The following is a 12,904-nucleotide window of genomic DNA, read 5'->3' as shown; positions in this document are numbered from 1 at the left end:
AGCAATACTTTCGCTAACGTTTCCATTTCTTTCTCCTCTCACCGTATACTTGCTCCGATGACAAACGACAAACCGATAGAAATGACCATCGAAATAAATCCTACCGCGCGATTATCGTTGGCAATTTCGTCGTCAATGTTAAACTTCGGTGTTAAAAACTCATAAATAAAATAACCGACTAACAACAAGACAAAGCCATAAATCCCCCAACCGATCATCGTTAACAGTGAATCGTGATGATCGATTGAATAACGAAAAATATTCGCAATACCAAATATTTTTCCGCCTGTCGCCATCGCTACCGCCATATTTCCTTTTTTAATTTCTTCCCAATTTTTATATTTCGTCACAAGCTCAAAAATGGCTAAAAATAAAACTAAACATAAAATGACGACACTAAAATTGGCAGCAATATGAATCATCTCATTTTCCCAAAAAGCGCTCATAGTTCCTCCCGTCACTGTAATTCGACAATGGTGACGCCTGTTCCCCCTTCGGTCGCTTCACCAAACCGAATGCTTTTCACCGAACGATGATTTTGCAAATATTGTTGCACTCCTTTTCGAAGTGCGCCTGTTCCTTTTCCGTGAATAATGGACACGCGTGGGTATCCTGCTAATACTGCGTCATCAATATACTTTTCAACGCGAAGCAACGCATCTTCATATCGTTCACCACGCAAATCTAGCTCAAGCGGAACGTGATAATCGCGTCCTTTCACCGTCGCAATCGGCTTTGTCTCCATTGGTGTTGGACTGCTTACATACTGCAAATTTTCTTCATCCACTTTCATTTTTAAAATACCGATTTGCACAAGCCACTCTTTATCGGATACTTTCTCAATCAACTGCCCTTTTTGATTGAGATGAGTGACTTTCACTTCATCACCAGGTTGTAAAGGTTGCTTTTCTTTTTGCACTCGCTTTTTCTTTTTCGTGTCGATTTGCGGTATAGCTTCTTCTAGCTTTTTACGCGCAGCGATGAGTTCATGTTCTTTCATCGCGATCGCTTGTTGTTTTTGCATCTCGCGAAGGTTTTGAATGACTTCTTCTGCCGTTTTCATCGCTTTTTTCACAATGAATTCTGCTTCTTCTTTCGCTTTTTCTAGCAAATGATCGCGTTGTTCATGCCATTCGTTCCACTGCTGTTGTAATTCGTTTCGCAGCTGTTCCGCTTCTTGACGAAGTTTTTCTGCTTGCTCCCACTCTTCTTCTGCCCGCTTTTTGCTTTGCTCTAGAGAAGCAATCATATTTTCGACTTCATTGTTTTCCGCACTAATATACGTTCGTGCGCGCGCAATAATATGTTCATCTAATCCGAGCCGTCGAGAAATATCAAGCGCATTGCTTCGACCAGGAATACCGATCAATAGTTTATACGTCGGACTTAACGTTTCGATGTCAAATTCAACACTTGCATTTATCACACCACGACGATTATAGCCATATGCTTTTAATTCAGGGTAGTGCGTTGTCGCTACCACTCGCGCACCACGGTTATGCACTTCATCTAAAATAGCAATGGCTAACGCTGCACCTTCTTGTGGATCCGTTCCTGCACCAAGCTCATCAAATAAAACGAGGCTATGCTCGTCCACCTGTTTTAAAATCTCAACAATATTGACCATATGAGAAGAAAACGTACTTAAACTTTGTTCAATCGATTGCTCATCTCCAATATCGGCATACACCGAACGAAATACGGCCAGCTGCGATCCGTCTAAAGCGGGTACTTGCAATCCAGCTTGCGCCATGACAGTAAACAAGCCAATCGTTTTTAACGTGACCGTTTTTCCTCCTGTATTCGGTCCTGTAATTACCATTGTCGTATAGTCGCTCCCTAGTTCAATATCGTTTGGAACGACTTGATCAGGTGGAATAAGCGGATGACGAGCTTGAATGAGGCGAATATATCCACGCTCATTGATCGCTGGCTTCGTTGCTTTGATCGCTTTAGCGTATTTTGCCTTAGCGAACAAAAAGTCAAGCTGTGCGAGTAATGCCACGTTTTCAACAATCGTTGTCGCCTGCTCTCCCACAGAGGCAGATAATTCACTTAAAATCCGTTCAATTTCTTGTTTTTCTTTGACACGCAATTGTTGCAGTTCATTGTTTAATTCTACAACCGATTGCGGTTCAATAAATAACGTCGCGCCCGATGAGGACTGATCGTGTACAATGCCGCCATACGTATGGCGATATTCTTGTTTGACCGGAATGACGTACCGATCGTTACGAATCGTAATTATCGCATCAGACAATGTTTTTTGAGCCGATGATGAGCGAATAATACTTTCTAACTTATCGCGCACTCGCCCTTCAATCGTGCGTAGTTGGTGGCGCAACGAACGAAGCCGATCGCTTGCTTCATCAAGCACTTCCCCGCTTTCATCAATACAACGATATATATGTTGCTCAAGCTCAACAAGCGGAACGATTTGCTCGGCATATGCCATCATATGCGGAAGCTCTGCCTCGGTCCCTTCTAAAAATTTTTTCAACTGCCGTGCTGCTCGCATCGTGCTTGCGATATCGAGAAGTTCATGTGGGCTAAGCGTTCCCCCGATGCTTGCACGCTTCGTTTGTGGACGTACATCAAATATGCCACCTAGCGGCACGTGGCCGCGCAAACGAAGAACCGTTGCTGCTTCATCTGTTTCTTCTTGCCAACGCACAACTTCCTCAACAGATGATGACGGCATAAGCGCCACAACTTTTTCTTTTCCTAACGAGGAAGACGCATATTCCGCAAGTTGTGCTTTTACTTTATCAAACTCAACAATGTGTAACGTTTTTACGTGCACAAAGTAACCCTCCTGCTGTTTATTTTCGCAAAAAAGACATGAGTTGGTCGATATCCCATGTATTTATGACCGTTTCTTTGCGAATCCACCCTTTACGTGCGAATGCAACACCGAGTTCCATATCATCCAACATACGAATATTGTGTGCATCCGTGTTAATCGCAATTTTGACACCAAGCTGTTGCGCTTTTTGTAAATAGGTGTACGTTAAATCGAGGCGATGTGGATTGGCATTTAGTTCTAGCACCGTATTTGTTTCTTTCGCAAGCTGTAACAATTGTTCTATGTTTACAGCGTATCCGCTTCGCTCGCCAATTAACCGTCCAGTCGGATGAGCAATCATATGAACGTATGGATTCATTAGCGCTTCTTTTAGACGTTTCATTATCGTTTCTTCTGGTTGTGAAAAAGCGGAATGAATGGAAGCGATGACAAAATCAACAGTTTGTAATATATCATCAGAAAAATCTAACGTTCCATCTGGTAAAATATCCATTTCAATGCCAGATAAAATAACAAAGTCATCGTATTGTTCGTTCAGGCGAGCAATTTCTTCTTGTTGCCGTTTTAATCGTTCGACAGTTAACCCATTTGCTACTTTTAAAAACTGCGAATGATCGGTAATCGCCATATAACGATACCCTTTTTTACGGCATGCTTCCGCCATTTGTTGAATCGAAAACGCACCGTCGCTCCATGTCGTATGCATATGTAAATCGCCGCGTATATCGGATAAAGAAAGGAGCGGCGTCCCGTCATATGCATCGACTTCTTGTCCACTTTCACGCAGTTCTGGAGGAATAAACGGCAAATGAAAATGAGCAAAAAATTGCTCTTCTGTCGCAAACGTTTTCACTTCACCTGTTTGTATATGCTCGACGCCGTACTCGCTAATTTTTTCACCACGTTCTTTCGCTAACTGACGCATGCGCACATTATGATCTTTTGAACCAGTAAAATGATGAAGCGTCGTAGCAAAATGTTCAGGAGAAACGATGCGGAAATCAACATTGACAACATACTCATACGTTAACTGCAACGATACTTTCGTTTCACCGTTTGCAACAACGTCATGAATATGTTCAAGTTGCAACAACTGCTCACGAACAAGCGAATCATCGTTTGTTGCAATAATAAAATCTAAGTCTTTTATCGTCTCGCATACACGGCGCAAACTGCCCGCGCGCGAAAACTGAACAATCCCTTCCATCTTCGCAAGCTGACGTTCGACATCTAAAGCCACTTCAAGCATAAACGCAATCGGCAACCGCTCAGGGCGCGCATGGAGATTAGCGAGCGCAGCTAAAATGTTTTCTTCTGTTTTTGCGCCAAAACCGCTTAATTGTCGCACGCGTTGAGCTAAACATGCCTCTTTTAATGTTTCGATATCGGTCACGCGTAACTCATGATACAGCTTAGCAATTTTTTTCCCGCCAAGTCCCGGCAATTTTAAAAGCGGAAACAATCCTTCAGGAATTTCTTTTTTTAACTGTTCAAGCACATCGCTCGTTCCTGTCTGTAACCATTGTTGTAAAACGGCTGCTGTTCCTTTCCCAATGCCTGCAATCGATGTAAAATCAGCAATATCTGTTAAGGCACGTTCATCTCGTTCTAACGCTGAAGCTGCTTTGCGAAAGGCGGACACTTTAAACGGATTTTCTCCTTTGATCTCCATATATAAAGCGATTGTTTCAAGCAAACGAATCGCTTCTTTTTTACTTTTTTCCATTTTATTCCCTTCCTTTCGACGAAAAAACTTCTCTCAAACGGAGAAGTTTTTACGCCATATATTGCACGAGCATATGCTTCACAAAGTCGGATAAAATCGGTGTATGCTTGACGATTAAACTAGCGATAAATGAGTCGTGGAGCGGTTGTTGAATCGCAGCCACAGGAACAAGGGCACTCACGTATAAAAGCACGAATAAAAGCAAATACACTTCCATAAATCCAAGCGCCCCGCCTGCCCAACGATTTACGCTTTTTAAAAGCGGCAACTGTGCGACGAAGTCTAACATTGAACCGATCACTTGCATCACGATTTTCGTAACAAAAAACAAAACAGCAAAGGCAATCGCACGATAATATGCTTCATCTAAATTGGTGCTTTCAATGAGCAATTTCATCGCCTCACCATCGCCGAAGCTCGGATACGGCACCCACAACTTCAGCCGTGGCGCTAGTTGGTCGTAATATTTATACGCAACGATAAACGCGATAAAAAAACCTGTCATATGAATAAATTGCAAAATAAATCCTCGTTTCAATCCAATCATTAGACCCATGAGAAGGATGAAACAAATGAGCAAATCAATCATCGCTGTCATCATCCTTTTCTTTATTCATTTTTCGCAAAAGACGATCGTATTCATCTTTTAGTTTAATATATTCATGAACGATATTGACAGCCGTTAGTACGGCGAGCTTACTCGTATCAAGCGTCGGATTTTTCGCACTAATTTCACGCATTTTGTCATCAACAATTGACGCAACGAGACGAATGTGACTTGAACTTTCTGTTCCGACGATCGAATATTGTTGCCCGTATATATCTACTGTAATGCGCGTTTTTTGCTGCTCCTTCAAACCGTTTCCCCCATTCATCCGATCTCCCGTTTCGGCAAAATTCTACCTTTTATCTTACCACGACTTGCAGATATATGAAAAGATATACGAAAAGAAGAGCGGGCATCGACACCCGCTCTTACTTCATAAATGGCCACCAATTCGCCCGTCCAAACGTTTTCGCCATCACCGGAATAAATAACGGCAAAACGATCAGCGCATATAAGAAAAGGCCTGTTAAAATAATCGTCGCAATTTGCAATAATGATAGCACACCTGATGGATACATCGCCGCAAACGTTCCTCCTAAAATGACCGCTGCGGAAATAATGACTGTTCCCATGTGACGCATCGCTTCAAGCATCGCTTCTTGAACAGTTTTGTCGCGATATTCATTAAAGCGATCCATTAAGAAAATGCTATAGTCAATACCAAGCGCCATTAAAATAACGAACGCAAAAAACGGAACAGCCCAGTTCACTCCTTCATATCCAAGCATATTGACAAATACAAGTTCAGTGAATGCCATCGACGTATAATACGTTAAAATAAGCGATAACATTAAGTACGCCGGCATAATGAACGAACGAAGGAGAACAATTAAAATAATCGCAATCCCTATAAGCATAAATAATGACGTGCGCGCATAATCGTCGGCAGAAACGTCGCGTAAATCTGAGTATATGCTTGTCACGCCACCAACGCCTACTTTCGCATGTTCAAGTTTCGTACCGTTCACTGCCCGAGCAATCGCTTCTTTCACTTCTGCGATTTTTTCCATCGTTTCTGTTTCATATGGATTGGACGAAAAAACAACGTCGAACGTCACTACTTTTCCGTCTTTCGACATATACGCTTCCTTTGCTTGAGCAAATTCCTCGCTCGTTAACAATTGTGGCGGCATATACCACCCTGCCATTTCTTCATCTGGTGCATTCGCTAAGTCAGAAACGTACTGCTTTGCAGACTGTAGTCCATTTTCTACTTGTCGCAATCCATCGACGCTTTGATTTAATCCCGAGATGAGTTGATCCATTTGACCATTGAGTTGTGAAAAACCTGTAAGCAATTGCTGTTGTCCTTCATTTACTTTCGCTAGTCCATTTGTCACTTCTGGCAGTCGTTGAACAATTTGTCCTTGGCCATCTGCCGCTTTCTCTAATCCTAATCGAAGCTTTCCGAGTCCAACGATGACTTCATCCATTCCATTCACGAGCGCCTGTTGTCCATTTGTTACTGTCGCAAACGATTCATTCGCTTGTTGCAAACCGAGTTGAATTCGTTGTAGCGCATCATTCACTTGAACAAACGCATAAGAGAGTGTATTCATTTGCACACTGATTTGCTCAATCGCTTGCTTCACATGTGCATACTCCGCGTCTTCACGCAAACTCGCATGCCGTTCTTCCATACGATTCAGCGACTGAGAAAGAAGAGGCAATTGTTTGGCAATCGCAGTAAGTCCTGCTTCCATTTGTTTATATTGTTCGCTTAGTTGACGCAATCCGCTCGTTGCTTGCTCATATCCGTTTCGTAACTCATTCGCTCCATCATGCAGCTTTTTCATATTCATTTGTATCGTCTGCAATCCTTTCTCTAAATCAGCCGCACCGAGCGCTCCACTTCGCACACCATCTTCTAATTGCTTCAATGCTTGTTGTAAATCGTTCATTCCCGTTTTCAACTTCGTCGTTCCGTTGACGAGTTCACGAATGCCGCCCGTTGCCTGCTCGAGTTTCGGGGCTGACTTGGCCATTTCACTGCTCGCTTCGCTTAAACCGGAACGAATTTGTCCGATGCCGTCTGCTCCTTTTCCTAATCCATCTTTTAACTGTTCTGCTTGCTTTGTCACAAACAATTGATCGATCGGCTCTCCAAGTGGGCGCGTCACCGAACGAACAGCGTCCACACCATCAATATTTGCAACTTCACGGCTAATTTTTTCAATTAAGTAGTAATATTGCTCGTCATTCATCGCTTCGTCGTTTTTCATGACGATTTTCGTAGGCATCGCTTCCCCTTCGCTAAAGTGAGAAGAAATGATGTTGAACGCTTTGACGGAAGGATAACGATCTCCAATTTCCGCCATCGAGTTAAAAGAAAGTTTGCTGTCATACGTAAATAAAATCGGCAACGTAATGATAGCTACGATCACGAGCGCCCATAGTGGTCGTGCGAAAGAAAAGCGACCTGCCACATCCCATAATTTGCTCGGCTTATGTTCAAGTGCACCTTTCATTGGCCAAAACAGCTTTTCGCCAAGTGTAGCCATAAAAAACGGCACAAGCGTAACAAGCGCAACAAGTAACACAACGACACCAACCGCAACGGCGGAGGCGGACTGATACAATTTAAACGTCGATAATCCAATCGATGCAAAGCCGATCATCACCGCCAATCCGCTAAAAATAACCGTTTTTCCTGCTGTTTTATACGTTGCGATAATGGCTTCTGTCCGGTCTTCTCGTTTCGCTAGTTCTTCTTTAAAACGGCTAAGCAATAAAATGCAATAGTCTGTGCCAATCCCGAACAAAACGGCGACTAAAAACGTTTGCGTAAATGTAGAAAGCGGAAAATCGACGCGGTCGACGAGAAAAGCGACAATCGATTGCGACACAACATACGTCAATCCGACCGTTAACAACGGCACAAACGGAGCGACGAGCGAACGGAACACAAGAAATAAAACAACTAAAATAAAAACAACGGTAATGCCTTCTGTTTTTTTCAACCCTTCTTGTGAACTTTGTACAACATCTTCATCAATCATCCAACTACCTGTGTAATAGTGCGGCACATCAATATGCTCAATCGCCTCATAAAGCGCTGTGCTTATTTCTTTTGCTGTACGTTTGTTTCGTTCTAATTGAAGCGAAATGAGTGCCGTTGTTTCATCTTTTGAAACGAGCTTTTCTTTTAGCGTGCGATCATCAAGTGGCGAAACGATTTGCATTAAACCGAGCGATTCTTTTTTCGCCTTCAGTTGCTCTACAGCTTTCTCGATTTCTTTCCAATCTTCATCTTGCAAGCGATCTTTTCGATGAAATACGAGAACAGCGCTCATTTCCCCTTCTTTCTTTTCTTGTTTTTGTACTTCTTTTAGTAGCTCGCTAGCAAGCGAAGACGAGTAGCCGTCTGGAACGGTAATTTGCCCCTTTTCGCGCACAAGTTCCCCCATATTCGGTGCAGTCATCATCAGTACGACGGCTGCTAACATCCAAAGAAGCAAAACGGCCCACTTTCCGCGAATGATCGCTTTCATTTGCTTTCCCCCATTTCTTGTAAAATCATCGCTAGCTTTTCATACGTTTGAATAAACTGTTCAATTTCTTCATGTGAAAGTTTCGTCATAATTGCTTCCACAAGTTCATACACGTTTTGTTCTGTTTCTTCAAGCCATTTCCTTCCCTTTTCCGTCAGCGAAAGCGCAATAACACGACGGTCGTCTCCCCCTCTCCCTCGTTCAATCATTCCTTTTTCAACAAGACGATTTGTCATCGCAGTAATGGCGCTTTTATTCACCGCAAACACGTCCGCCAATTCCGTTGATGTGCATACTCCTCGCTTATATATGTAGCGCAATAAATAATATTGATCGTGCGTCACATCATCTAACTCACATTTCATCAGCGCCGCCCCTCGTTTATTCACGAGAAACGAAACGGACAAATAGCGCTCAATCAATTGTTGTATGCTTCTCTCCAACACTTCATGCCTCCTGTCAAAATAGTTCAATTGTTTAACTATTTAATAATATAACTATGAAATACAAAACAGTCAATGATGAAGGGATGGATGATATGGTTCTGTTTTTTAATTCAATCGTAAAAATATATTGGCTCTTCACCAAAAGTTGTACTTGATTTTTTATAACACACTCTACCGATGCTTGTGAGGAAGAAGCAGTAAACCAATGATTTCTGTACATTTTTGTTCAAGAAAGCGTATCACTTGTCAAGTACATGTTGTGGTGATGAACCAATTTTTTATCACCAAGAATCGGTACATTTGCAATCGCTTGCTGACCAAGCAATAAGAACCCGATCGCCATATGAAGAGGAATAGCTGTATCCTCGAAACGATCTCGATCGACTACATCATCCAGTAAATCACCAGCAAGCACGATGAATTCAACAGCTGCGGCGATATAAATGAAGGGATGTTCTTGTTTTGAAAACATGTCATAGTGCGAATAGGCTAATCGACCAAAAACAAAATCGCTCTCTTTCTTATGTTGCTCGATTGCCATCAGCATGTGTGCTTTCAGTCGCGGTTCCGCCATAAATTGTTCGACAATTTCTTTCATTTGTTTCGCTCTTTTTTCTTTTTCACTCATTCGATCATACCTTGCACAAATATTTACAGATAGGGAATATTCGACAAATCCAATAAAATTCCTTCCTGAAAAACAAAAAGACTTGTCGAAGATTGTGACAAGTCTTTTCCCTTACTATCTATCCTATAGAACCATTAGCATTGCAATAAAATTCTATACTTGTGGAAATCGTATATGTTGCACCGTTATAAGAATATTTTCCTGACACTGTAATGACGTATGTGCGACCACCATCAATTAATTCCGCACTATATCCTGTCTGTGTCCACGTTCCACTTCCAGACGCTTTTGAGGAGATCGATTTGACTCCCGAAAACAGTTTCCTTTTATGAACATCACTATACTGAGTTTCAAAAGTTCCTGTCACATACAAAGTTTGAACGGTTTGTCCAACTTGGATCGTTGTTGTTTTTGTCTTTGATGCAATCGATTGAGGAGTAATCGTTCCAGATTGTTTTGAGGAATTAACCACCTTTTGATCGGAATTTGCCAATGAATCTTTTCCTATGCCAAATAAAACTCCTCCAACAAGCATTACCGCTGTTACTATACTGGTCAATTGACGAATCATTTTAAAAATTCCTCCTTTCGTTTTGATAGTTTGATTATACTTCACTTTTTTCCATTCTTCACCACCAACATATTGTCGAACTCCGCCATTTTTTGGCGGTGTGCCCGCCAATTTTGGCGGACTAGACAAAAACGCCCTCATCCATTCGATGAGGACATAAAAACCCCCATCCAATGCTTGTGCATCAGATGGGGGCTTCGTTTTATCCGCGCAATGTGGCGCCGAATTGTTGTTCGACCGCTTTGATCACTTGTTCATGAACGTTTGTTACTTCTTCATCTGTTAATGTCCGCGCTGGGTCGTAGTAACGGAGCGCAAAGGCAATTGATTTTTTGCCTTCAGGAAGGCGGTCTCCTTTATAGACGTCGAAAATCGATACGTCTTTTAATAGTTCGCCGCCTGCTTCGATAATCGCTTTTTGCAACTCACCCGCGACGACATGTTCATCGACAACAAGGGCAATGTCGCGCGTAATGGATGGGAAGCGTGGAATCGCTGTATAGCGAATGTCATCTACTTCCGCCTTCAACAATGCTTCAATGTCTAGTTCAAACACATACGTTTCTTTTAAATCAAATTCTTTTTGTACGACCGGATGAAGCTGACCGACAAAACCGATTGTCTTATGATCTAATAAAATTTCTGCTGTACGCCCTGGGTGAAGGTGCTCGCGTTTGGCTTGCTTATATTCCACGCGGTTCTCTAATCCTAGCAGCGCAAATAAACCGTCTAAAATGCCTTTTGCAACGTAGAAATCGACCGCTTTTTTCTCTCCTTGCCATACATGCGCATGCCATACTCCTGTCAAGACACCGGCTAACCGCTCTTTTTCGTTTGGCAACTCGTTTGCATTCGTTGCTAAATATACCGAACCGATTTCGTATAGCGCTACGTTTTCGACTTGGCGAGCACGGTTGTAGCTTGCAGCTTCAAGCAAGTGTGGCACTAAACTTTGCCGCAAGACGCTTCGTTCTTCACTCATTGGCAATGCCAAACGGATCGGTTCCGCCGTTTCAAGCGCAAACATCGTCGCTTTCGCCTCGTTTGTGAGCGAGTACGTAATTGCTTGGAACAAGCCCGCATCTTCTAAATAACGGCGTACTTTACGACGCTTTGCTTGGTATGGTGTGAGCTTGCCTGGGTTTGCTTCCCCGACTGGAAGAGTTGCTGGCAAGTTGTCATATCCATAAAGACGCGCCACTTCTTCGATGATGTCTTCTTCAATCGCAATATCGCGGCGGCGCGATGGAACAGCAATCGTAAACGTTCCGTTATCTTCTGTGAACGTAAATTGCAAGTTCGTTAAAATGCCTGCCACTTCTTCTTTCGTAATGGTTGTGCCAAGCACATTATTGATACGGTCTAGTGTAATCGTGACAACGACATCTTTTCGTTGCAGTGTGTTCACTTCCACCACGCCGCCAACGACTTCACCGCCAGCATATTCCGCCATTAACATCGCCGCGCGGTCAAGCGCTTCTTTTGTCCGCGCTGGGTCGATGCCTTTTTCAAAACGTGTGCTCGACTCGCTGCGCAACCCATGATCTTTGACCGCTTGGCGAACAATCGGGCTTGCGAAATACGCGGATTCAATAAACACGGTCGTTGTGTCATTTTTTACTTCCGAGTTCGCGCCGCCCATCACACCGGCTAAAGCGACAGGCTCTTTGCCGTTTGTAATGACAAGATGCTCTTCTGTCAGCGTCCGCTCTACATCGTCGAGCGTCACGATCGTTTCACCTGCTTTCGCGCGGCGAACGACAATTTCTTTTGAACCGAGGCGGTCGTAATCAAACGCATGAAGCGGCTGGCCGTACTCAAGTAAAATATAGTTCGTAATATCAACGACGTTATTATGCGGTCGAATGCCGGCTGCCATTAAATGCGCTTGCATCCAAAGCGGAGATGGACCAATTTTCACGTTTTTCACAATACGTCCCGCATATAACGGATTGTCTTCTGGCGCGTCGACGCGTACGGAAATGTAATCATAAACGCTTTCGCTGTTTTCGTGAAGTTCGATTGCCGGCAACTTCACGCTCCGTCCTAAAATAGCCGCTACTTCATAAGCAACGCCAATCATGCTTAAACAATCGGCACGGTTTGGGGTTAATCCTAATTCTAACACTTCGTCATCCAAGTAAAGTAGTTCTAACGCATCCGCTCCGACCGGCGCATCGCTTGGGAAAACGAAAATGCCATCAGCGTATTCTTTCGGCACTAATTTTGATTCCACGCCAAGTTCTTGTAACGAACAAATCATGCCGTTCGATTCCTCACCGCGCAATTTGGCGCGTTTAATTTTGAAATTTCCAGGCAATACCGCACCAACTTTCGCAACGGCAACCTTTTGTCCTTTTGCGACGTTCGGTGCCCCACAAATAATTTGCACCGGCTCTCCTTCACCGATATCAACGAAACATTTGCTTAATTTATCAGCATTCGGATGTTGTTCACGCTCAAGTACATGTCCGATGACGACACCTTGTATTCCTTTATTGCGCACCTCAACACTTTCCACTTCAATGCCTGCTTTTGTGATGCGATCAGCCAATTCTTTTGCCGTAATATTTGTTAAATCAACATATTGTTGTAGCCATTTATATGAAACAAACATCATGCCAACCTC

Annotated in this window: 10 protein-coding genes; all 10 read right to left on the bottom strand. The window is 43.1% G+C overall.

Going from position 1 to position 12,904, the window contains the following annotated elements; all coding sequences use genetic code 11:
- Positions 1–38 precede the first annotated feature (38 nt).
- The 10 genes from K1I43_RS04030 to pheT all read right to left on the bottom strand — a co-directional run bounded on the left by K1I43_RS04030 (position 39) and on the right by pheT (position 12,892).
- A complete protein-coding gene (locus tag K1I43_RS04030; protein WP_009361806.1) occupies positions 39–446 on the bottom strand; it encodes a DUF350 domain-containing protein in 408 nt (135 codons plus the stop codon).
- A gap of 11 nt (positions 447–457) precedes the next feature.
- Entirely contained in the window at positions 458–2,803 is a 2,346-nt protein-coding gene (locus K1I43_RS04025; protein ID WP_026011507.1) for an endonuclease MutS2, read from the bottom strand.
- Positions 2,804–2,822: 19 nt separating this feature from the next.
- A complete protein-coding gene (gene polX / locus K1I43_RS04020; protein ID WP_019416736.1) occupies positions 2,823–4,532 on the bottom strand; it encodes a DNA polymerase/3'-5' exonuclease PolX in 1,710 nt (569 codons plus the stop codon).
- A 49-nt stretch (positions 4,533–4,581) separates the two neighbouring features.
- Positions 4,582–5,121: a CvpA family protein gene (locus tag K1I43_RS04015; RefSeq protein WP_009361809.1), complete on the bottom strand. Its 540-nt coding sequence runs from the start codon at positions 5,119–5,121 to the stop codon at positions 4,582–4,584.
- Complete coding sequence (zapA, locus tag K1I43_RS04010) at positions 5,114–5,389, bottom strand: cell division protein ZapA (protein WP_026011506.1); 276 nt, start codon at positions 5,387–5,389, stop codon at positions 5,114–5,116. Before zapA ends, K1I43_RS04015 begins: the two co-directional genes overlap by 8 nt.
- Before the next feature lie 118 nt (positions 5,390–5,507).
- Complete coding sequence (locus K1I43_RS04005) at positions 5,508–8,630, bottom strand: efflux RND transporter permease subunit (RefSeq protein WP_019416734.1); 3,123 nt, start codon at positions 8,628–8,630, stop codon at positions 5,508–5,510.
- Positions 8,627–9,073, bottom strand: coding sequence for a MarR family winged helix-turn-helix transcriptional regulator (locus K1I43_RS04000; protein WP_255571826.1), 447 nt, complete (start codon positions 9,071–9,073; stop codon positions 8,627–8,629). The genes K1I43_RS04005 and K1I43_RS04000 overlap by 4 nt, the downstream gene beginning before the upstream one ends.
- A 229-nt stretch (positions 9,074–9,302) precedes the next feature.
- On the bottom strand, positions 9,303–9,704 hold the full coding sequence (locus K1I43_RS03995) for a hypothetical protein (protein ID WP_019416732.1): 402 nt from the start codon (positions 9,702–9,704) through the stop codon (positions 9,303–9,305).
- A gap of 118 nt (positions 9,705–9,822) precedes the next feature.
- Positions 9,823–10,404, bottom strand: a complete 582-nt coding sequence (locus tag K1I43_RS03990; protein WP_019416731.1) for a hypothetical protein — start codon at positions 10,402–10,404, stop codon at positions 9,823–9,825.
- 73 nt (positions 10,405–10,477) lie between these two features.
- The gene (gene pheT / locus K1I43_RS03985) at positions 10,478–12,892 is read right to left on the bottom strand and encodes a phenylalanine--tRNA ligase subunit beta (protein WP_136260286.1); all 2,415 of its coding nucleotides are present in this window, start codon (positions 12,890–12,892) and stop codon (positions 10,478–10,480) included.
- Between the last annotated feature and the right edge of the window lie 12 nt (positions 12,893–12,904).

The sequence above is a fragment of the Anoxybacillus sp. ST70 genome (assembly GCF_019553625.1).
Taxonomy (GTDB): domain Bacteria; phylum Bacillota; class Bacilli; order Bacillales; family Anoxybacillaceae; genus Anoxybacillus; species Anoxybacillus gonensis.
Note: the sequence above shows the minus strand (reverse complement) of the source record. Positions and strands in the feature narration are given on the sequence as shown.

Coding starts and splice junctions, on each gene's coding strand:
- K1I43_RS04030 (WP_009361806.1), bottom strand. CDS start 446: ATGAGCGCTTTTTGGGAAAATGAGATGATTCATATTGCTGCCAATTTT.
- polX (WP_019416736.1), bottom strand. CDS start 4,532: ATGGAAAAAAGTAAAAAAGAAGCGATTCGTTTGCTTGAAACAATCGCT.
- K1I43_RS04015 (WP_009361809.1), bottom strand. CDS start 5,121: ATGATTGATTTGCTCATTTGTTTCATCCTTCTCATGGGTCTAATGATT.
- K1I43_RS04005 (WP_019416734.1), bottom strand. CDS start 8,630: ATGAAAGCGATCATTCGCGGAAAGTGGGCCGTTTTGCTTCTTTGGATG.
- K1I43_RS03995 (WP_019416732.1), bottom strand. CDS start 9,704: ATGAGTGAAAAAGAAAAAAGAGCGAAACAAATGAAAGAAATTGTCGAA.
- pheT (WP_136260286.1), bottom strand. CDS start 12,892: ATGTTTGTTTCATATAAATGGCTACAACAATATGTTGATTTAACAAAT.